Origin of the sequence: Marinobacter mangrovi, from assembly GCF_016798325.1 — a bacterium.
Lineage (GTDB): Bacteria > Pseudomonadota > Gammaproteobacteria > Pseudomonadales > Oleiphilaceae > Marinobacter_A > Marinobacter_A mangrovi.
In genome coordinates, this window is sequence record NZ_JAERVO010000004.1 from 83,547 (window position 1) to 105,096 (window position 21,550).

The 21,550-nt window shown below is 61.8% G+C and carries 19 protein-coding genes and 1 tRNA gene; 17 read left to right on the forward strand and 3 right to left on the reverse strand.

Features of this window, described 5'->3' with window-relative positions:
- Nucleotides 1-13 precede the first annotated feature (13 nt).
- The 14 genes from mpl (at nucleotide 14) to alr (ending at nucleotide 14,865) form a co-directional block, all read left to right on the forward strand.
- Complete coding sequence (mpl, locus tag JL474_RS13380) at nucleotides 14-1,387, forward strand: UDP-N-acetylmuramate:L-alanyl-gamma-D-glutamyl-meso-diaminopimelate ligase (protein WP_203142453.1); 1,374 nt, start codon at nucleotides 14-16, stop codon at nucleotides 1,385-1,387.
- Nucleotides 1,380-2,063: a flavin prenyltransferase UbiX gene (locus tag JL474_RS13385; protein ID WP_236012256.1), complete on the forward strand. Its 684-nt coding sequence runs from the start codon at nucleotides 1,380-1,382 to the stop codon at nucleotides 2,061-2,063. Before mpl ends, JL474_RS13385 begins: the two co-directional genes overlap by 8 nt.
- A gap of 23 nt (nucleotides 2,064-2,086) precedes the next feature.
- Entirely contained in the window at nucleotides 2,087-2,851 is a 765-nt protein-coding gene (locus JL474_RS13390) for an ATP-binding protein (RefSeq protein ID WP_123635787.1), read from the forward strand.
- 195 nt (nucleotides 2,852-3,046) lie between these two features.
- Nucleotides 3,047-4,186 carry an acyl-CoA dehydrogenase family protein gene (locus tag JL474_RS13395; RefSeq protein WP_203142454.1) on the forward strand — a complete coding sequence of 380 codons (1,140 nt, stop codon included), beginning with the start codon at nucleotides 3,047-3,049 and terminating at the stop codon, nucleotides 4,184-4,186.
- A 167-nt stretch (nucleotides 4,187-4,353) separates the two neighbouring features.
- Nucleotides 4,354-6,222: a hypothetical protein gene (locus tag JL474_RS13400; protein ID WP_203142455.1), complete on the forward strand. Its 1,869-nt coding sequence runs from the start codon at nucleotides 4,354-4,356 to the stop codon at nucleotides 6,220-6,222.
- Between the two features lie 207 nt (nucleotides 6,223-6,429).
- Nucleotides 6,430-6,516, forward strand: a tRNA-Leu gene (locus JL474_RS13405).
- A 160-nt stretch (nucleotides 6,517-6,676) separates the two neighbouring features.
- Nucleotides 6,677-9,208 (forward strand): ribonuclease R, encoded by a 2,532-nt coding sequence (gene rnr, locus JL474_RS13410; protein ID WP_203142456.1) that lies wholly within the window; start codon nucleotides 6,677-6,679, stop codon nucleotides 9,206-9,208.
- Entirely contained in the window at nucleotides 9,209-9,943 is a 735-nt protein-coding gene (gene rlmB / locus JL474_RS13415; protein WP_123635783.1) for a 23S rRNA (guanosine(2251)-2'-O)-methyltransferase RlmB, read from the forward strand. It begins immediately after the preceding gene.
- 185 nt (nucleotides 9,944-10,128) lie between these two features.
- On the forward strand, nucleotides 10,129-10,542 hold the full coding sequence (rpsF, locus tag JL474_RS13420; RefSeq protein ID WP_123635782.1) for a 30S ribosomal protein S6: 414 nt from the start codon (nucleotides 10,129-10,131) through the stop codon (nucleotides 10,540-10,542).
- 29 nt (nucleotides 10,543-10,571) lie between these two features.
- Nucleotides 10,572-10,802: a 30S ribosomal protein S18 gene (gene rpsR, locus JL474_RS13425; protein ID WP_123635781.1), complete on the forward strand. Its 231-nt coding sequence runs from the start codon at nucleotides 10,572-10,574 to the stop codon at nucleotides 10,800-10,802.
- Between the two features lie 21 nt (nucleotides 10,803-10,823).
- Nucleotides 10,824-11,690 (forward strand): hypothetical protein, encoded by an 867-nt coding sequence (locus JL474_RS13430; protein ID WP_123635780.1) that lies wholly within the window; start codon nucleotides 10,824-10,826, stop codon nucleotides 11,688-11,690.
- Between the two features lie 20 nt (nucleotides 11,691-11,710).
- A complete protein-coding gene (gene rplI, locus JL474_RS13435) occupies nucleotides 11,711-12,157 on the forward strand; it encodes a 50S ribosomal protein L9 (RefSeq protein WP_203142457.1) in 447 nt (148 codons plus the stop codon).
- A 219-nt stretch (nucleotides 12,158-12,376) separates the two neighbouring features.
- Nucleotides 12,377-13,774: a replicative DNA helicase gene (gene dnaB, locus JL474_RS13440; RefSeq protein WP_203142458.1), complete on the forward strand. Its 1,398-nt coding sequence runs from the start codon at nucleotides 12,377-12,379 to the stop codon at nucleotides 13,772-13,774.
- Nucleotides 13,774-14,865 (forward strand): alanine racemase, encoded by a 1,092-nt coding sequence (alr, locus tag JL474_RS13445; RefSeq protein WP_203142459.1) that lies wholly within the window; start codon nucleotides 13,774-13,776, stop codon nucleotides 14,863-14,865. Before dnaB ends, alr begins: the two co-directional genes overlap by 1 nt.
- 18 nt (nucleotides 14,866-14,883) lie before the next feature.
- On the opposite strand, the gene JL474_RS13450 is transcribed toward alr, so the two are convergent.
- A complete protein-coding gene (locus JL474_RS13450) occupies nucleotides 14,884-15,243 on the reverse strand; it encodes a hypothetical protein (RefSeq protein ID WP_203142460.1) in 360 nt (119 codons plus the stop codon).
- Nucleotides 15,244-15,505: 262 nt separating this feature from the next.
- Between JL474_RS13450 and JL474_RS13455 the strand changes: the two genes are divergently transcribed.
- Nucleotides 15,506-16,369, forward strand: a complete 864-nt coding sequence (locus tag JL474_RS13455) for a sugar nucleotide-binding protein (protein WP_203142669.1) — start codon at nucleotides 15,506-15,508, stop codon at nucleotides 16,367-16,369.
- Between the two features lie 21 nt (nucleotides 16,370-16,390).
- On the opposite strand, the gene fnr is transcribed toward JL474_RS13455, so the two are convergent.
- A complete protein-coding gene (gene fnr / locus JL474_RS13460; RefSeq protein WP_123635774.1) occupies nucleotides 16,391-17,137 on the reverse strand; it encodes a fumarate/nitrate reduction transcriptional regulator Fnr in 747 nt (248 codons plus the stop codon).
- A 134-nt stretch (nucleotides 17,138-17,271) separates the two neighbouring features.
- Entirely contained in the window at nucleotides 17,272-18,486 is a 1,215-nt protein-coding gene (gene fabB, locus JL474_RS13465; protein ID WP_123635773.1) for a beta-ketoacyl-ACP synthase I, read from the reverse strand.
- Nucleotides 18,487-18,917: 431 nt separating this feature from the next.
- On the opposite strand from fabB, the gene JL474_RS13470 reads away from it, so the two are divergent.
- Nucleotides 18,918-20,645 carry a sensor domain-containing diguanylate cyclase gene (locus JL474_RS13470; protein ID WP_203142461.1) on the forward strand — a complete coding sequence of 576 codons (1,728 nt, stop codon included), beginning with the start codon at nucleotides 18,918-18,920 and terminating at the stop codon, nucleotides 20,643-20,645.
- 32 nt (nucleotides 20,646-20,677) lie between these two features.
- On the forward strand, nucleotides 20,678-21,532 hold the full coding sequence (locus JL474_RS13475; protein ID WP_203142462.1) for a fructosamine kinase family protein: 855 nt from the start codon (nucleotides 20,678-20,680) through the stop codon (nucleotides 21,530-21,532).
- Nucleotides 21,533-21,550: the final 18 nt, after the last annotated feature.

Here is a 21,550-nt window from a genome sequence, read left to right on the forward strand (position 1 = left end):
AAACAGGACAACCATGCATATCCACATCCTCGGCATCTGCGGGACGTTTATGGGCAGTCTCGCGGTGCTTGCCCGGGAGGCCGGGCACACGGTGACCGGCTCCGACCAGGGCGTTTATCCGCCCATGAGCACCCAGCTCGAAGCCCAGGGCATCGGGTTGATGGAGGGCTATTCTGCCGACCACCTCAAGCCCGCACCGGATCTGGTGCTGATCGGCAATGCCATGTCCCGCGGCAACCCGGAAGTGGAAGCGGTGCTCAATCGGGGCATCGACTATATGTCCGGCCCCGAGTGGCTGACCCGGGAAGTCCTGCGCAAACGCTGGGTGCTGGCCGTGGCGGGCACCCATGGCAAGACCACAACCACATCCATGCTGCTCTGGATTCTGGAGCAGGCCGGCTTCGATCCCGGCTACCTGGTGGGCGGCGTTCCCAAGGACTTCAGCGTCTCCGCCCGGCTGGGCAGCAGCGATTTCTTCGTGATCGAGGCGGACGAATACGACAGCGCCTTTTTCGACAAGCGTTCCAAGTTCGTTCATTACCGCCCTCGCACGCTGATTCTCAACAATCTGGAATTTGATCACGCGGACATCTTCGACAACGTCGAGGCCATCGAGCGCCAATTCCATCACCTGGTCCGCACCGTACCGTCCAACGGGCTGATCGTGCGGCCCGCGCGCGATACACACCTGGACGCGGCGCTGGATCTGGGCTGCTGGAGCAGCGTTCAGACAACCTCCGTGGCGGGCGAAGTAGAGCAGGCCAACTGGCGCGCCGAACTGCTGGCGGACGATGGCAGCCGATTCATGGTGGTCCATCACGAACAGCCGGTGGCCACCGTAAGCTGGCAGCAGACCGGTATGCACAATGTCCGCAACGCACTGGCGGCCATCGCGGCGGCGCGCCACGTCGGCGTCACGCCAGACCATGCCATTGCCGCGCTGAACCGCTTTTCCGGCGTCAAGCGGCGTATGGAGTTGCTGGCGGATGTAAAGGGCGTTCGGGTTTACGACGATTTTGCCCACCATCCCACCGCGATTGCGACCACGCTCGACGGCCTGCGCAAGAAAGTCGGCAATGAGCCCATCATTGCGTTGATCGAGCCGCGCTCGAACACCATGCAGCAGGGCGTTCATCGGGATACCCTGTTGCCCAGCAGCGAGCAGGCAGACCGGGTGATCTGGGCTAACCTCAGTGACATGGACTGGCTGAAGTCGCTGGTGCCGGCGGACGATCCCCGGCACAGCACGGCGACCACCGTCGAAGGACTGATTGGCCAGGTGCTGGACGACCTGCCGGTCCCCTGTCACATCGTGGTCATGAGCAACGGCGGCTTTGGTGGCATTCACGGCAAGTTGATTGCAAAACTGGAGCAGACTGTTGACTGAAGGCAAGCCCACGCATTCCCCGGTGGATCGACCCACTGTTAATCTGGCCCTGACTGGCGCTTCCGGTGCGCCTTATGGCCTGCGCCTGTTGCAGTGCCTGTTGGCGGCGGGCTGTCGCGTGCATTTCATGATCAGCAAGGCGGCCCAGGTGGTTGTCGCGACCGAGACCGACCTGTCGCTGCCGGGCAGTCCGGACGCCATGCAGGCGTTTCTCTCCGAGCACTACGGTGCCGCGCCGGACCAGTTGCTGGTCTTCGGCCGGGAGGACTGGTTCGCCCCGCCGGCCTCCGGTTCCGGCAGCCGTGCGCCGCTGGTGATATGCCCCTGCAGTACCGGCACCCTGTCGGCTCTGGCCACCGGTGCCAGCAACAACCTGATCGAACGGGCCGGCGACGTGGCGCTCAAGGAGCGGCGTCCGTTGATCCTGGTACCGCGTGAAGCCCCGTATTCCGAGGTCCATCTGGACAACATGCTGCGGCTGACGCGCATGGGCGCGGTGATCATGCCGGCGAGCCCGGGCTTTTACCATCATCCGGAATCCGTGGCGGATATGGTGGACTTCATCGTCGCGCGCATCCTCGATCACCTGGGCCTGCCACAGGACCTGATGCCCCGCTGGGGCGCGGAGCGCGTGTCCCGGAAGCTCGCCGGTCAATCGAAGCCAAAGACGGATTGAGTCATCAGCAGGAACCACATGTCATGAGCATTGACTGGCAGACTACCCCCGCCGCCATCTGGCGTCGTCATCGTAACGCGCTGCGTCCCGTGAAGCAGATCGATCCGGTGCGCCTTGACCAATTGCTGGAAGTGGAACCGCAAAAGCAGAAGCTGGTTACCAATACCGAACGCTTCCTGCGCGGGCAGCCGTCCAACAACGCCTTGCTGTGGGGCGCGCGCGGAACCGGCAAGTCGTCGCTGATCAAGGCGATCCTCAACACTTACTTCGACCAGGGTTTGCGGATCGTGGAGGTGGATCGGGACGACCTGCTGTACCTGCCGGAAATCGTCGATGACCTGCGCGACCTGGATTACCGTTTCATCATTTTCTCCGACGACCTGTCGTTCGAGCGGGGCGAGGGCACCTATAAGGCCCTGAAGAGTGTGATGGAGGGTTCCATCGAGAGTCCGCCGGAAAACATCAAGGTCTACGCCACCTCCAATCGCCGCCATCTGATGCCGGAATACATGGCGGATAACCAGCAGGCCCAGGTGGTCGACGGCGAATTGCATCCGGGGGAAGCGATCGAGGAGCAGGTTTCCCTGTCCGACCGGTTCGGTCTCTGGCTGTCGTTCTACCCGTTCAACCAGGACGCGTACTTGCACCTGGTGGACGCGCTCTTCCCGCAGGTGGAGGACCGGGGCGAGCTGCACAAGCTGGCGATCCGGTTTGCGCTGGGCAAGGGCGGCCGCAGCGGCCGGGCCGCGCAGCATTTCTACAACGCCTACTCGGATTACTTCGGCTGACCCGGTCGGCTCACCCTGTTGTCTTTGCTGCGGCGCCTTCGGGCGCCGCGGTCGTTTTAGCCAAGCGGATTGATGCTTTTCACCATTGTGGCTCCGGGCCCGCCGCCGGAGACTGAAAACCTCTGACACTACACGCTTGAGGTGCCCCTGACGTTCAGCCAGGCGGCGCCCATAACAAAAACGCAGAGGTTTATCATGATTCCACGCACGCTGTTTGACGCCGATCTCGAAGGCTTCCGGGATTCCGTCCGCAAATTCCTCCAGCAGGAGGCTGTGCCGCACCACGCCCAATGGGAAAAGGACGGTCAGGTCAGCCGGGACATCTGGCGCAAGGCCGGTGAGCTGGGTTTTCTGTGTCCGTGCCTGCCCGAGGAATATGGCGGCGTCGGCGCTGATTTCCGTTACAGCGCGGTGATCATGGAGGAGATCGTGCGGGCCTCCACCTCCGGCCTGGGGTGGGCGTTGCACTCGGACATCGTGGCGCCGTACATCCTCAACTACGGCACTGAGGAACAGAAGCAGGCCTACCTGCCCAAGCTGGCCAGCGGCGACATGATCGGCGCCATCGCCATGACCGAGCCGGGCGCCGGGTCGGATCTGCAGGGGGTGAAAACCAGCGCCGTCCGGGAGGGCGATCACTACATCCTCAACGGGTCCAAGACCTTCATCACCAACGGCCAGATGGCGGATCTGGTGATCGTCGTTGCCAAGACCGATCCCAAGGAAGGCGCCAAGGGAACCAGCCTGCTGCTGGTGGAAACCGCCTGGGAAGGTTTCGAGCGCGGCCAGAACCTGGAGAAGGTGGGGTTGAAGGCTCAGGACACCTCGGAGCTGTTCTTCCAGGACGTGAAAGTGCCCGTGGGCAACCTGCTGGGCCGTCACGAAGGGCAGGGCTTCATGCAGCTGATGCAGGAGCTGCCGGCGGAACGTCTGCAAGTTGCCCTGACCGCGGTGGCCGCGGCGGAAGCGGCCTGGGACTGGACCCGGGACTACGTCAAAGAGCGCAAGGCTTTTGGTAAGCCGATCCTTGGCTTTCAGAACACCCGCTTCAAGATGGCGGAAATGAAAGCGGACATCACCGCCGCCCGGGTCTTCGTGGATCGCTGCCTGGAACTGCACCTCGAGAAGAAGCTGGACATTCCGACCGCCGCCATGCTCAAGCAGTGGACCACCGACCTGCAGTGCCGGATTATGGATGAATGCGTGCAACTGCACGGCGGCTACGGCTATATGTGGGAATACCCCATCGCCCGCGCCTGGGCGGATTCGCGGGTGCAGCGGATCTATGCCGGCACCAACGAGATCATGAAGGAGATCGTGGCCCGTTCCATCTGATGTCCTGCAGCGCCCGGCAGGTGCTGCCCCTGCCGGGCCTTCTCCTTTTCTTATAGCGCCCGCCGGTTACCCAAATTTACAAATTGCCAAGCCTATCAAGGATAGCCGCCCGGCCATCGCCTACAGTGGAGCCTCCGACAGCTATAACAAGGACAACGGTTGCTGCCATGACGCGTTCACGATTTCTCCTGACCGGTGCCTGCCTGCTCCTGCTCACAGCCTGTGGTGACGGCGAATTGCCGGACTCACCGGTGGACGGCCGCGATACGGACGGACTCTACGAACCCGCGTCGGAAGACGTCAGCGGGCGCGTGATTGACGGCTACCTCGACAAGGCACGCGTCTGGCTCGATCTGGATGGCGACTACCAGTATGACGGCGGCAGCGTCGACGTGACGGTGGGCACCAACCCGGAACGGACCATCACACTCGCCGGCGGCGAGCCCACCGCGATCACCGGTGCCGGAGGCGTCTATACCCTCGATCTCTCGGCACTGCAGCTTGATGCCGCCCAGGCCGCGGATCTGGACTGGCGCGACTACCCGTTGGTAGTGACCGTTATTCCCGGCGTCACGGAAGAGGAAACCGACGCCGGCAATGTGGTGCAACAGGCGGCCTATATGATGTCGGCGCCACCCGGTGTCCGTTTTGTCTCGCCGTTGACCACACTGGTGGATGCGCGTCGTTTCCTGGTGGCGGGGGACCTGGATGTCACCACCGATCTCGGCCAGCGCCTGTCGGGCATCAACCTGACCGGCGACTATGTCCGGGCCGGTGACGATCGTGCCCATGCCTACGCCCAGGCCATGGCCCGCTTCCTGGCGGCCCAGTTCCCCGACGATATGGAATCGGCGCTGGTCAGCTCCGATGGCAAAGTGGCCCCGTTCTCTACGGAAGCGCTGCGCATCATGCGCCTGAGCTACAACGGCTACGCCGATGAGGTGGTCCGGGCGGTGGACGACGCGGTCGGCAGCGGCGGTCTATACAGCAACGTGGATGTATCGTCCGTGGCCATTCCGGAGGTGCCACTGGATCTTGAAAACCCGGTGCTGCTGCAGTCCCTGACCGTCAGCGCGCCGGACCAGGGCGTGCCCACCGGCGACAGCGCCCTGGAGAGCAATGCCAGCATCGCCGCTGAACTGACGTTCTATTACAGCGAAGCCGGCGTGCTGCAGCGAATCGATGCCGACGGCTGCATGACCCCATCGCTGACGGAAATCACGCGCCTGGCCCGGGTGCATGGCCGGGTTGCCGAACTCAATGCCCAAGGATTGGATGGCTTCTACCTGGATTACAACACCAGCCGGCCTTATTGGGACGACGATGACGTCAATGAACGTTTGGTGTTCGATTGGGACAGCGGCACGGCCTCGTTCTATTCCGCCACCAGTTGTCACGGCTCAGCGCCCTCCAGTGAGCTGGGAGACACGCCCCAACAGGTCTACCAGCTGAATTACAACGAGCAGGGCGTTCTGCAGGCCGTTACCTTGGACGGTGAAAGTGTCACGCCGGTCGGCGATGGGTATGCGGTCGATCCGGCCTACTCCTACACCACCTCCGGCCTGGGCGGTCAGGCCATGACGCTGGAAGGCGATGTGGTTCCCTGTCTGGACGCGATTGCGGGCGACAATCAGGATGCGGCGCGGGTGGTGTCCGCCCAGCAGAGCTACCGGTATGTCGGCGATGCGACGGGCATGGACGACGCTGTCGTGGCATCCACTGGCGAGGTCACCGGTCTGAAGCTGGATTGGGACGTTCGCGACGGACGCCAACAACTCCTGCGTCGGGTGTTCTTTGATGCGGCGATCGATACCGGATCATTGCTGCAGTGGGATTACGACGGTGTCAGGGATGAGGACTTTGTCGATGAGGACCAGAACGGCCTGATCCGTCAGGCGCGCCTGGCCCAGTACCAGGCGGGCCACGACGAATGGACCTGTGGCGGGGTGCATTCCCGGCTGGTGAGCAGTCAGCTCTATGGCATCGTGCGTTACCAGTATATCCGCCTGTCCGATTACCTGGCCGATACGCTCTAGTGTTCGGCCAGCGGCGCGCTGGTGTGATAGGAGCGCGGAAGAAAAGAGAGACAAAAAAATTCAGGAAAAATGTTTGACAGCTGAAATCCGAATGATTAAAGTACGCGCCATCTGGTGAGGGACAGCCTTTCACTGGAAGCAGAAAGCCCGATAAATCATGTGCCTGGAACGGCAAGGGTTTAACCGAGCGCTGACTGCAAGTCATCTGCCGAGGTGGCGAAATTGGTAGACGCGCTAGCTTCAGGTGCTAGTGGGGGCAACCCCGTGGAGGTTCAAGTCCTCTCCTCGGCACCACTTCTTCCCTCAAGAAGTGGCATCTTTACTTCCCCGTCATGTTGTCGATCCCCTGTTTTTAGGTATCTCCGCACCGTCGGGGTTATACTTCAGCCACAATCAACCGCAGCCTCTGTTTTTGTTTCCTGTATCGGGCTGCCGGCTTAAGGCATTCTTTTTAATGGTATCCAAGAAAAAAGCGAATAGTGATGACCCTCACGCGAACCGTGAGGCCAAAAAATACGAAAACCCTATCCAGAGCCGCGAGTTCATCCTGGCTCATCTGCGCGAGCGCGGCGCGCCCGCCACCCATGAAACCCTGTGTACCGAGCTCGAGCAGACCTCACCGGAAGGTATCGAGGCATTGCGCCGCCGGCTGATCGCCATGTGTCGCGATGGTCAGTTGATCTGCAACCGCCGGGGCGCCTATCTGCCGATCGACGAGGCAGACCTGATCTCCGGACGCGTCCAGGGGCATCGCGAGGGCTTTGGTTTCCTCGTGCCGGACGACGGCAGCAGCGATCTGTTCCTCAGTGCCCGTGAAATGCGGCAGGTGATTCACGGTGACCGTGTCGCGGCGCGGGTGGATCAGGTCGATGACCGGGGGCGCCGGGAAGGGCGTATTGTCGAAGTTCTGGAGCGTCGCAGTCAGCAGATTGTGGGGCGTCTCTTCCGCGAAAGCGGCATTTCCTTTGTAGTTCCGGAAAATCCCCGGATCAACCAGGACGTGATGGTGGCCGAAGACGATTGCGGCGATGCCCGTCACGGCCAGTACGTGGTGGTCGAGGTGATGCGCCAGCCTACGGTGCGCACCAAGCCTACGGGCCGCGTTGTCGAGGTGCTCGGTGATCATATGGCGCCGGGTATGGAGATCGCCGTCGCGATCCGTTCCTACGACATTCCGCACGCCTGGCCCCAGGCGGTCGGCGAGCAGGCCGCCGCTATCTCGGAAACGGTCAGTGAGCCGGACAAGGCGCATCGGGTGGACCTGCGGGACCTGCCGCTGGTGACGATCGATGGCGAGGACGCGCGCGACTTCGATGACGCCATTTTCTGCGAGCGTCGTCCGCGGGGCGGGTTCCGGCTGGTGGTGGCCATCGCCGACGTTTCCCATTATGTGCGTCCCGGTTCGCCGCTGGACGAGCAGGCCCTGGAGCGGGGCAACTCGGTCTATTTCCCAGATCACGTGGTGCCCATGCTGCCGGAGAAGCTCTCCAACGGCTTGTGCTCCCTGAACCCGGAGGTGGATCGGCTGTGTCTGGTCAGTGATATGACCATCAGCGCCAATGGCCGAATCAGCAGCTATACGTTTTACCAGGGCGTGATGCACTCCAAGGCGCGCCTGACCTACACGTCAGTCAGCGACATGCTGGAGCGGCCCGGTTCCGGTATCGGCAGGAAATTGCGCTCCCAGTATGCGCATGTGGCGCCGCATCTGGACGATCTCTACGCCTTGTACAAGGTGCTGAGGGCCGCCCGGACTGAGCGTGGCGCGATCGATTTCGAAACCACCGAGACCCGCGTCATTTTCGACGCTTCCCGTAAGATCGAGGAAATTGTTCCGGTCCAGCGCAACGACGCCCACAAGATTGTCGAGGAGTGCATGCTGTGCGCCAACGTGGCCACGGCCCGCTTCCTGAAGCGGCACAAGATGCCGGCGCTTTATCGGGTCCACGATGGACCGGCGGAAGAGCGCCTGGCGGCGGTGCGCCTGTTCCTGGGCGAGCTCGGTCTTCAACTGGGCGGCGGCGAAAAGCCGACCTCCGCGGATTATCAGGCCCTGCTGGAGCAGGTGCGGGACCGTCCGGATGCCGGCGTGATCCAGATGGTCATGCTGCGCAGCCTGAGTCAGGCGGTCTACAGTCCGGAAGAAAGCGGTCACTTCGGGCTGGGCTTTGCCAGCTACGCCCACTTCACCTCGCCCATCCGGCGTTATCCGGACCTGATCGTGCATCGTGCGATCAAGTCGGTCATCCACGGCGACAATAACGATGACACCGTCGTTAAGCCGGATCAGCGTGACGACGAGCTGGCGAACTACCCCTACGACCATGCCCGCATGGTTCAACTGGGCGAACACTGTTCGATGACCGAGCGCCGTGCGGACGACGCCACCCGCGACGTCATGGCCTGGCTGAAGTGCGAGTACCTCAAGGAGCACGTCGGCGAAGAATACGACGGGCTGATTGCCTCAGTGGTGCCGTTCGGGTTCTTTGTGGAGCTGGATGGGGTCTACATCGAGGGTTTGGTTCACGTGTCCACACTTAGCGGTGACTATTTTCATCACGATGCGGCCAAGCACCGCCTGGTCGGTGAGCGTACCGCCATCAGTTTCCGGTTGGGTGATGCCGTCCGGGTACAGGTGGTGCGCGTAGGGCTCGAAGACCGCAAGATTGATCTGGAGCTGGTCAGCGAGCCGCGTCGCCGCAAGGCGGACCGCGATGCGCTGCCGGCCAAGGGCGAGCGCGGCGCTAAAAAGTTCGATGACAAGCGGGGCTCGCGCAGCCGCAAGTCGCGCAGCGCCGGCGGCAAGGGCAATAAGCCGCTGAGTGCCAAGGAAATGCTCGCCCAGGAGGCGGCCCGCGAAGCCCAGAAGACGTCGGGTAAACCGTCAGGCAGGAAGAAAGGCAAGGCGCCGTCATCCAGCGGTAAGCCCAAGCAGGGGCCCGCGGCGGGTGGCGCCAAAAAGAAGAAGTCAGGTAAGGGTCAATAAGTGGCGCAGGAGTTTATCTTTGGCTGGCACGCCGTGGACGCCGTTCTCAAGCGCGATCCCGCACGGTTGCAGCAGGTCTGGATTCAGACCGGACGTCAGGACAAACGGGCACAGGCCATCACCGGCGCGCTCGATGCTCAAGGTGTGCGTTGGGACATTGTCCATCGCCGAGAGCTGGATAGTCGGGTCGATGGCGTCCACCAGGGCATCGTGGCGGCGGTCGCGCCCAGCCGCGAATGGCAGGAAGATGATTTGCTGGCCGCCTTATCGGGCTGGTCGGCGCCTTTCCTGCTGATTCTCGACGGGGTGACCGATCCGCACAACCTCGGGGCCTGTTTGCGCAGCGCCGATGCCGCCGGCGTGCAGGCGGTGGTGGTGCCCAAGGACAAGTCCGCCTCGCTCAACCCGACGGTGCGTAAAGTGGCCTGTGGGGCGGCCGAATCCGTGCCGCTGGTCCGGGTGACCAATCTGGCCCGCTTCATGCGCTCGATTCAGGATGCCGGCGTCTGGATCGTCGGCACCGCCGGCGAAGCGGATGCCACGCTCTATCAAGCCGATTTCAAGGGCCCGGTGGCCCTGGTGATGGGGGCCGAAGGCAAGGGGATGCGGCGCCTGACCCGTGAGCACTGCGATGCCCTTATCAATATCCCGATGAACGGCACGGTGGAGAGTCTGAACGTCTCCGTGGCGACGGGTGTCTGTCTTTATGAGGCAGTGCGTCAGCGCAGCAGCTGATTACCTTGCAATCAACTCCATGCTTGCCTAAAATACGCCACCCCCTAAATTGGGGGTGGTTTTCTATTGTCTGCCGACAGCGGCAGAGAAACCGGGAAACCGGACTGAAATCTGGTATTTGATACCAGCTCCTTGCTTCTACCAGGGCATCCTGGCTGAGGCTGTTTAATCCGTAGGGAGAACTCATGCGTCACTACGAAATCGTTATCATGGTACACCCGGATCAGAGCGAGCAGGTGCCCGCGATGATCGAGCGTTATACCAACACCATCACCGAAGCCGGTGGTGCTGTACACCGTCTTGAAGACTGGGGTCGTCGTCACCTGGCATACCCGATCAACAAGATCCACAAGGCTCACTACGTTCTGTTCAACGTTGAATGTTCACAGGACGTGCTCGACGAGCTGACTCACAACTTCCGTTTCAATGATGCAATCATCCGTGATCTGGTGATTCGTCGCGACGACGCGGATACCGATGCGTCCCCGATGAAGGCTTCCGAGAACCGTGAAGAGCGTCGTTCAGGCGACGACCGTCCGCGTCGTTCCCAGGAGTCCAGCGAGCGTCGCCCGGCGGCCAGCACGCAGGAAGAAGAGTAATCCATCACCGGTTGTTGAGGAGTTAAAGCATGGCTCGTTTTTTCAGACGTCGTAAGTTCTGCCGCTTCACGGCAGAAGGTGTCAAAGAGATCGATTACAAGGATCTGGACACCCTGAAAGGTTATATCACTGAAACCGGCAAAATCGTGCCCAGCCGTATCACCGGTACCAAGGCACGCTACCAGCGTCAGCTGGCGACCGCGATCAAGCGCGCGCGCTACCTGGCCCTGCTGCCGTATACCGATAGCCACGACAATTAAGCGGTAACAGGACTCGGGACCATGCGTGCATTAGCGCAATTTGCGATGCGCGGTCCCCTGCAGGCGAGTGGGGTAGCGGCGGTAGCCACCGCGCTTCCCTTTCTTTTCTGGATTGGAGCGGCCGTAGTCGGCCTGGTCACATTGAGACTGGGTCTGTCCCAGGGACTCAACGTCGGACTCTGGGCGCTGCTGCCGGCTCTGGGCTGGAGCTGGTTGGGCAATGATCCGACCGCTCTGTTCGTCTTGATCCAGGTGTTTTTGATGGTGGTGGTGTTACGCACCACGACCTCCTGGGAAAAGGCATTGCTGACCGGAAGCGGTCTGGCGCTGGTAACCGGTGTGTTGCTGCCGCTGCTGTTTCCCCAGTTGCTCAAGGATCTGGTGAATACCGGGATTGCGTTTTATCAGCAGTACAACCCGGATGTCGCCAGTGAGCTGGGTGGACGACTCGAGAGTGTGTTCCGGCAGGTCATGAGTGCCAGTATGGCAGGGACCTACCAATTGCTGGCGGTTGCCGTGTTGATCCTCGCGCGCAGCTGGCAGGCCGCACTCTACAATCCGGGCGGTTTCCGGAGCGAGTTCCATGCCCTGCGACTGAGCCGGCCCGTCGCCGTGTTGTGTGTGGCGATCATGTTTGGCGCACCACTGCTGGGCGTGAACACCGCCCTGGTCAGTTGGGCGGCCGCGGTTCCGCTGATGTTTGCGGGACTGGCCATGATCCACGGCATCGTCGGCGTCCGGAATATGAGCATCCAGTGGCTGGTGCTGTTCTACCTGGCCCTGGTGCTGTTAAGCCCGAGTCTGATGTTGTTGTTGCTTATATTGGCGTTTGTGGATAGCTGGCTGGATTTCAGGGGACGCTTAAAGCCCTCTGAGCCGGCAGAATAAAGTACGAAGAGGTTAACGAGATGGAAGTTATTCTGCTCGAGAAAGTCGCAAACCTGGGCTCCCTGGGTGACAAGGTCAAAGTAAAAGCGGGTTACGGTCGTAACTTCCTGCTGCCGTTTGGCAAGGCGGTTCCGGCGACTGAATCCAACGTTCAGGAATTCGAAGCACGTCGTGCCGAGCTGGAAAAAGCCGCGGCCGAGCGTCTGGCAGCTGCCCAGGCCCGTGCCGAGAAGCTGGAAGGTGCCGCCTTCACCATCACCTCCAAAGCGGGTGACGAAGGCAAGCTGTTCGGTTCTATCGGTGTGCGTGACATCGCTGACGCGGTGACAGCCGGTGGTACGGAAGTCGAGAAGAGCGAAGTACGGATGCCGGAAGGCCCGCTGCGCGCGATCGGCGAATACGACATCGAGCTGCAGCTGCACACCGACGTCGAAGTCAGCGTCAAGATCACTGTCGTTTCCGAGTAATCGCTGAGCGGACCGGCCTTCCCTGTGGGAGGTCGGTCGGCGAGCGCATTGCCCGAATACGGCCGTGCCGAAAGGCCCGGCAGACCTCCACGTCTGCCGGGCCTTTCTGTGTCTCTGGGGCGCAAATTAAAACCAGCGCGGATCGCTTGTCGCGCTTTCCATCGGCGGTTATCTTAGATCGCTCCACTTCCATTATTGCTGGATTCAGTAAGCGGTATCATGGCAAATCCCATTGCAAAGCAGACCATCCCTGACTCCGATACCTCGCGTATCAAGGTTCCCCCGCATTCCATAGAGGCCGAGCAGGCGGTCCTGGGCGGTCTGATGCTGGACAACAGCAAGTGGGATGCCGTCTCCGAAGTCATCGCCTCCGCCGACTTCTACCGTCAGGATCATCGCCTGATTTACGCCGCCATCGAGCGTCTGGCCGGGGAAGGGGAACCACTGGACGTCGTGACGCTGAGCGAGTTTCTCGACCGGGCCGGGGATCTTGAGGATGCCGGCGGCCTGACCTACCTGGCGGAAATGGCTGAGAAGACGCCGGGGGCGTCCAATATCAAGGCCTACGCCCAGATCGTCCGTGAACGCTCGGTGTTGCGTCAGATGATCGAAGTGTCCGGCAATATCGCGGAATCGGCGTTCAATCCCCAGGGGCGCACCAGTGATGAACTCCTGGACGAGGCTGAGCGCAACGTCTTCCAGATTGCCGAATCCCGGACCAAAGAGGGTTCCGGTCCCCAGGCCATTAACCCGATCCTGACCAAGGCGCTGGGTCGCATCGAGGAGCTTTTTGAATCCGGTGATGCGATCACCGGTATCACCACCGGGTTCAAGGATCTGGACGAGTGGACGTCGGGGATGCAGCCGTCGGACCTGATCATCATCGCCGGTCGTCCCTCCATGGGTAAGACCACCTTCTCCATGAACGTGGTAGAAAACGCCCTGTTGGGCAGCAACAAGCCGGCCCTGGTGTTCAGTATGGAGATGCCGGCCGATTCCATCGTCATGCGGATGCTGTCCTCCCTCGGCCGCATCGACCAGACCCGTATGCGGAGCGGCAAGCTGGAAGAGGAAGACTGGCCGAGGCTGACGTCCGCGGTCAGTCTGCTGAAGGACAAACCGCTCTACATCGACGACACCCCTGGTCTGAGTCCGACCGAAATGCGCTCCCGGGCGCGCCGTGTGGCGCGGGAGAATGACGGTGAGATCGGCCTGATCATGGTCGACTACCTGCAGCTGATGCGGGTGCCGGGCAATACCGAGGGCCGGACGGCGGAAATTTCCGAAATCTCGCGCTCCCTGAAGGCCCTGGCCAAGGAACTGCAGTGCCCTGTGGTGGCCCTGTCGCAGCTTAACCGGAGTCTGGAGCAGCGCCCCAACAAGCGACCGGTTAACTCGGACCTGCGGGAATCCGGTGCGATCGAGCAGGACGCCGACGTCATCATGTTCATCTACCGGGATGAGGTCTACCACGAGGACAGCCCCGACAAGGGCATCGCTGAAATCATCATTGGTAAGCAGCGGAACGGTCCGATCGGCACCGTCCGACTGGCCTTCATTGGCAAGTACACCAAGTTCGAGGATCTGGCCCACGGCGATTACGGCGGAGATTATTGATGGCACGGCACACCCGGGCGCGCATCGATCTTTCGGCTCTTCGGCATAATTATGCGCTGGCCCGGCGCCAGTCGGGGAGTGCCAAGGCCATGGCTGTGGTCAAGGCGGATGGATACGGACACGGTCTGGAACCGGTGGCCCGGGCGCTGTCCGATCAGGCTGAACGGTTCGCAGTGGCCTGCCTGGAAGAGGCCGAGCGTTTACGTGAGGCGGGTATCCGCCAGCCCATCGTGTTGCTCCAGGGATTCCATGACGACGCCGATGTGACCGCCTGTGCGGAGCTGGAACTGGAGCCCGTGATTCACAGCGACCATCAAGTCGCGGCGTTGGAGTCGGCCGGTCAGGCTGTCACAGTGTGGCTCAAGGTCAACACCGGCATGAACCGGCTGGGTTTTGCGCCCGCCGCTGTGGAAGCCGTCGTGCAGCGATTGCGCGCGATCGCCGGGGTCACCCTCAAAGGCATGGTGACCCACTACGCCTGTGCCGATGATCGCGATGATCCAATGACGGATCATCAGAACGGTATTTTCAGCGAGCTCTCGTCCCGCTTTCCCGATCTTGAATTCAGCGCGGCCAATTCAGCCGGTCATTTTCGCGTCGACTCGCCCCGATTCCACTGGACGCGCCCGGGTATCATGCTCTACGGCGCCTCGCCGATGATTGTCGAGTCCGCCGCGGAGCTCGGGCTGAGGGCGGTCATGTCGCTGGAGTCCCGGATCACCGCCGTTCGTACCCTGCAGCCGGGAGAAAGCGTCGGTTACGGCGCCGCCTGGCGGGCGGAGCGGCCGACGCCCATGGGTATCGTCAGCATCGGTTATGGCGACGGTTACCCGCGTCATGCACCGACCGGCACACCCGTCTGGGTGGCCGGCGCCCGGGCCTGTACGCTGGGACGGGTGTCGATGGACATGCTGGCGGTGGACCTGACGGCGGCGCCTCATGCCCGACCGGGGGATAGCGTGGAGCTCTGGGGTGCCCATGTGCCGGTGGATGAGGTGGCGCGTTGTGCCGACACCATTGGCTACGAATTGCTGACCGGCGTTACGGCACGGGTACCGCGTGTCTATGACGATGAGATTTCGGGGCAGTAGCCACCGCCCCGGATGGCCTCAGGCGGCGTTTTCAGGCTCGCAGATGATCTCTTCGATAAAGTCGAGGATGGACGCCAGGCTCTTGTCGTCCAGCTTCTTCAGGACCTTGTGAATCACCATCTTGCTGCCCTTGAGCATGCTGCCGATGCCCATTTTGGCCATGCCCATCAACATGCTGCTGGCGCGCAGCCGGCGCAGCGGCTCCAGGAAGAAGAAATCCAGCCCCTCTTCGGTCAGCTCGATAATCAGGCCGTAGAGCTCGTCAATGGCCTGCTTGTCCGCCTTGCCGCGGGAACGCAGCTCCTCGACGGTAAGCAGGGCCTTGTTACGGAGAGCGTCGGGAATGGGGGCGACGATGTGGCTGTGTTGTTTGAGCATGCGTTTCCCTGTGTCGATGGATCGGATTCGAAAGCCGCGCGGATCCGATAGCCGACTCTGTCGATGTCGAGACGGATGCGGAATCAGCGCCGATGCCTTATTCTATTCGGGTCTGATCCGGGGCCATTGGCTGGAGCCCTCGGCACCCACTGTCACTCGTGCCAGCGGGGATTGAGTCTGCCGGCACTGCGGTGGCATGCTGCCGCATTCGGAATGCCAAAAACCGTCCACTTGCTGACTGATCTGGAGTTGATTGACCCGCGTGAATGTTCTGGTTGTACACGATTACGGTCCCCTGGGACGCCTGGTGCTGGAGACGCTGCGAGGCACCTCGCTGGCGATCCGGCCACTGTTGATCCGCAGTCCGGACGGCGTGGATCCCGCCGCGCTGGAAGACTGGATTCCCGAGGAAACGGACCTGATCGTCAATACCCTCTGGCATAACGATCCTGAGGCCGCTGAGCGCGATCCGGAGACGATTCGCGAGTGGACTTTTTCCATTCCCATGGCGCTGGCCGAGCACGCCCGTGCCCACGACATCGCCCTGATCCAGCTGTCCACTTGCTATGTGTTCGACGGGCGTAAGCAGAGTGCCTACATCACCTCCAACCCGGGGCAGCCGTTCAGTCAGCTCGGCAACTGGCAGTGGGAGTGTGAACAGGCGCTGCGCACGCTGTTGCCCCGGCACCTGATCCTGCGCACGGGCTGGAGTCTGGATCGCTTCATCCGCAAGATCACCGCTTCTGCCGAGGGGGCGACGCAGCTGGAGTTATCGAGCCGCCATCGAGGCCAACCGGTGGCCCTGAGGGATCTGGCGCGAGTCATCCGGGCGTTGGTGTTGCAGATCGATTGCGGGGCGGAAGTGTGGGGAACCTACCAGTACGCTGGCGCCGAGGAAATCAGCCAGTACGAACTGGGCTTGGAGATCGTCAATGCGCTGCCGGAACTGTCGGAAGTGCACGTGGTGGACAAGGTGCCGGCCTGGGCCAAGCTGGAGCCGGAAAACACCACGCTGGGCTGCATCAAGATCCGCAACACCTTCGGTGTCAAGCAGCAGCCCTGGCGCACCCGTCTCAAGGAGGAGGCCGCCCTGATTGCCGGGACGGCCCAGCCGGAAACGCACTGATCCGGCGACGTTGCGGCGGTGTCAGTCGCCTTTCTGGCAACCGCCATGCGCTACTGCCTGAAGGCCGTCAATATCCTGCAGCGTGACTTCCCGGCCGTGCGAGTCGATCAGACCCTGACGCTGGAAGCGGGTCATGACACGACTGACCGTTTCCACCGCCAGCCCCAGATAATTGGCAATGTCATGTCGGGGCATGGGCAGGATCAACTTCGTCGCCGACAGTCGGCGACGGCTGAAACGGGAGGACAGGGACAGCAACAGCGTGGCAATCCGTTCCTCGGCCGAATTCTTGCTCAGCAACAGCGACAGGTTGTGGCTGTTCTTGATTTCCTGGCTCATCAGCTGGAAGAAGTGGTGCTGTAGCGAGGGAATCCGGGTGGCGAGCTCTTCCAGACGGTTGAACGGGATCTCGCAGAAACTGCTGCGTTCCAGCGCCTTGGCAGAACAGGAATACCCCTCCGGCCCCATGCTGTCCAAGCCGATGATCTCGCCAGGCAGGTAAAAGCCGGTAATCTGCTCTTCGCCGGAGTCGGCGATGATGTAAGTCTTGACCGCGCCACTGCGAACGGCGTAACAGGCCTTGAACGGATCCTTCTGGCGGAACACATGTTTCCCGCGATCAATGGTCCGTCCCTGCTGCACCACATCCTCGAGACGTTCGATCTCGTTCTCGCTGACGGCCAGGGGAAGACAGAGATTGCTGAGACTGCATTCCTGGCAGCTTGATTTCAGCGCGGAGGCGCGCAAAGTGGAGATGCGTTCGCCCATTTGAATGACCTTTCCCCGTTCCGTTTCCACTGTACCCACCTTAAAGGCGACAGGCCCTATTTGCCAACTTTACCGGTGCGCGTCGTTCAGGGGAAGGTCCGCCCTCACCGAGGGAGGGCGACCTGGTTGTCAGTTCAGCCGTTGAAACGCTGGAAGACCAGGGAGGCGTTGGTGCCACCAAAACCGAAGCTGTTCGACATGACGCGGTCCAGATGAGCGGACTTTGCATCAGGGCCAACGATCGGCATATGCGCAATTTCCGCATCCGGGGAGTGGTAGTTCCTGGTACCGGCGATGTAGCCGTTCTGCAGCATCAGCAGCGAATAAATCGCCTCGTGGACACCGGCCGCACCCAGGGAATGGCCGGACAGCGACTTGGTTGAGGAAATGGCCGGAATGTGCTCGCCAAACGTCTTGCGAACCGCGCCCATCTCGGCCACATCGCCCACCGGCGTGCTGGTGCCGTGCGCGTTGATGTAGTCGATCTTGCCGTCGACGGTGGACATAGCCTGGTGCATGCAGCGCTGGGCCCCTTCGCCGGACGGCGCGACCATGTCGTAGCCGTCGCTGGTGGCGCCGTAGCCGACCAGTTCGGCGATGATGTTGGCGCCACGCTGTTTCGCGTGTTCCAGCTCCTCGACCACCAGCATGCCGCCACCACCGGCGATGACAAAGCCGTCACGACCACTGTCGAACGGACGGGAGGCGGTCTCCGGTGCGTCGTTGTACTTGGTGGAGAGGGCACCCATGGCGTCGAACAGCATGGTCAGGGTCCAGTCTTCCTCTTCGCCGCCGCCGGCAAAAACGATGTCCTGTTTGCCGGCCTGGATCTGTTCCATGGCGTGCCCGATGCAGTGAGCACTGGTGGCGCAGGCCGAGGACATGGAATAGTTCACACCGCGGATCTTGTAGGCCGTGGCCAGACAGGCGGATACGGTGCTGGTCATGATGCGCGGCACCATGTACGGCCCAATCCGTTTGACGCCACGCTCGCGCATGATGTCCACGGCTTCCACCTGACTGGAGCAGGACGCACCGCCGGAACCGGCGATCAGGCCGGTTCGGTCGTTGGAGATCAGGCTCTCATCGAGCTTGGCGGATTCGATGGCCTCCTGCATGGCCAGATAACTGTACATCGCGGACTGGCCCATGAAGCGGCGTACCTTGCGGTCGATCACCGACGTGTCGACATCGACCGAGCCGGAGACCTGGCTGCGGAAGCCCTGGTCCCGATAGGTTTCGTTGAAGCGAATGCCGGAGCGGCCTGTCTTCAGGCTGTCATTCACCGCTTCGATACTGTTTCCCAGGCACGACACGATACCCATGCCCGTGATCACAACACGTCTCATCGCAGTCTCCATCCGTGACGTGGTCGAAAATGATGACTACCATTCTAGAGCCTGGCTGGCCGCCTACGGAATGTGACCTTGGTCGAGCGACCGTGTTCCCGGAAAAACTGAATAGTGTCCCGTCTGGTTAATTCGTTGAACTACTGCGTACCGCTGACGTCTCTGGCCAAGGCGCCAGCCCGCCGCTGTGGTGGCTCCACATCCAGGGTTGGCAACGCAGGTCCAGAGGCGTCAGCGGTGCGCCCTTCGGGAGCGCCTGAACGCTTTGATAGCGGTGTTGCGGCAGCTCGATTTGGAACCACCAAACCTTCGCTACCGCGCCTTGCTCTCAAAGCGGTCAGGCGCTCAGTAGATCAACGAATTAACCAGACGGGACACGAGGGCTTCAACTTCGTCTAGACTTGCACCGACTCATTGAAACAGACCCTGGCATGTTCGCTGTCGTCAGATCATTTATTTTCATTACTATTATAGGCTTACTGTGCGTCGCCCGTGTTGCGTCCGCAGCTCTTCCACCGGCGCCCGTACTGGATATTTCGCATCTGGGTGACGAGCTCCTCCGTTCTCCGGCGGAATTTCTGGTCACCCCACAGACCACCACGCTGGATCAGTTGCCCCTGGACCGGTTCCGGCCGCTCACCGACCGGGACGTCAATCAGGGCATCAGTAACCAGGCTTTCTGGGTGCGCCTCAAACTGCGAAACGAAGCCGACCGGCCCCGGCGCTGGGTATTGAGCCACGAGACCGCCTATCTCGACCTGATGACGGTCTACTGGGCCGATAACGGTGGGCCGCCGCACACGCTGTCGCTCACCGACCGCGCGCCTTACCACAGTCGCCCCCTGAACTACCGCACGCTGGCGTTCCAGCATGTCACGCCCCCGGGCGGCTCCACCACGCTTTATCTGCGACTGGCCTATGAAAAGCCGGACAGCGTCAGCCTGAACATCAAACTCGACGACGCCGATCGGTTCGCGGCGCAATCGCGGCAGTCGTATGCTATTTACGGGATGTATTACGGCGCCATGCTGGTGCTGGTGTTCATTTCGCTGATCGGGGCCTGGTTGCTGCGCCAGTGGCTGTTTTTCCAGTATGCCGTGTTCCTGGTGGCCAGTACGCTGATGTGGGCGCTGCTCAACGGATTCGCCTTCCAGTTCCTTTGGCCCCAATCGGTGTTCTGGCACAACGAAGGCTTCCACATTCTCTATTTATTGATGGCGGCCAGTGCTTTCCAGTTTTCCCGCACCTTCCTGCGGACCCGGCAGCGCTTTCCGGGCATCGACCGGACGATCAGGGGCATCCAGGCGGTCATGGTGCTGGGCATTCTGATGCGATTTGCCGGCCTCTATGAACCGGTGCTGGTACTGTCATTCATTAGCTTGATCTCGTTGATCCTGCTGGCGCCGCTGGGGTTCTGGGCCTATCGCCAGGGTCAGCACTACGCGCGCTGGTACGCCATTGCCTGGGTGATATACGGCATTGGTCTGGCCCTGAGCGTGATCAGTGCCGGTACGCCCTGGCTGCATTGGGGCATGGAGTCGCTGGGCTTCGCCCAGGCCGCCGGTGTGCTGGAAGCCTTGCTGCTGCTGGTGGCCCTGGGCGAACGGCTGATGGGCTGGGACCGCGATCGACGCCTGGCCCTGCGTATGGCGCACCAGGATCCGCTGACCGGCCTCAATAACCGGCGTGGACTGAACGTTGCCTATGAGACCTTCCGCGAACGATTCGAGCAGACCAGCCTGCCGGTATTCCTGGTCCTGATCGACCTGGATCACTTCAAGGTCATCAACGACACCCATGGCCACGAAGCGGGTGACCACGTGCTGGTGGATCTCGCGAACATGCTGACTCGCACCTGCCGGCCGGCTGACGTTTGTATCCGGTATGGCGGGGAAGAGTTTGTTCTCCTGTTGCAGGTGCCCTCGGAAGATGTAGCCCTGTCCATCGCCGACCGGATCCGGCTGGACTTCGCGGAACACCCGACCGAATATGAGGGGAAAACCATCACCCACACGCTGACGGCTGGCATTGCACCGATCTTCGCGGCCGACGTTCAGTTGTCCCCGCAACAAATGATCCGGGACGCCGACCAGGCCCTGTATGAAGCCAAGCGGGAAGGGCGCAATCGCTGCCGGCTGTATCGGGGCAAGCACCGGTAACCATCGCACAGACACGCCGAAAGGAGTGCCTCATGTCGACGGATTCGATCCTCAACTCCCTGCTGACCCAGGCCGGTCTGCCGCCGGCAAGTGAGCGCCCCGGTATGGGGGGCGGCAGTATCAACGACGCGTTTCGTGTCGTGCTCGAAAACGGCGAGACGGTCTTTCTCAAGGTGCACCGGGCGCCTCCGGCCGGCTTCTTCGAGGCCGAGGCGGAGGGCCTGCGCGCCCTCTCGGCCACCGGGGCGATCCGGGTTCCCCAGGTGCTGGCCGTGTCGGATCAGGGGCTCTTGCTGGAATGGGTGTCCGGCTCGCCCGGGCCGGATTTTGGCCGCGAGCTGGGCGAGCAACTGGCGCAGATGCACCGTACTACGGACAGCGCCTTTGGCTTTTCCTGCGACAATTACTGTGGCCTGACGCCACAGCCGAATCCGCGCATGGCGGACGGCTTTGCCTTTTTCGGCGAGGCCCGGCTGTTGTTTCAGGCCCGTCTGGCCCGGGACAAGGGACTGCTGCCCGCGGCCGAGGTGCGCCAGGTGGACACCATCGCCCACCGTCTGGCCGACTGGATTCCGGAGCAGCCGCCCAGCCTGATCCACGGCGATCTCTGGAGCGGCAACATCCACGCCGGTCCGGGCGGCGAACCGGTCCTGATTGACCCGGCGGCCCACTACGGTTGGGCTGAGGCGGATCTTGCCATGACCACATTGTTTGGCAGCCAGTCCGCTGACTTCTACGCGGCCTATGCCGCCAACGCCGATCTGGCACCGGATTGGGAAGAGCGGGTTCCGCTGTACAACCTCTACCACCTGCTCAATCACATGAACCTGTTTTGCGGCGGTTATCGGTCGTCTGTGCGTTCGGTGCTGGCAAGATTTGTCGGCTGATCGAGCGGGCACAAAAAA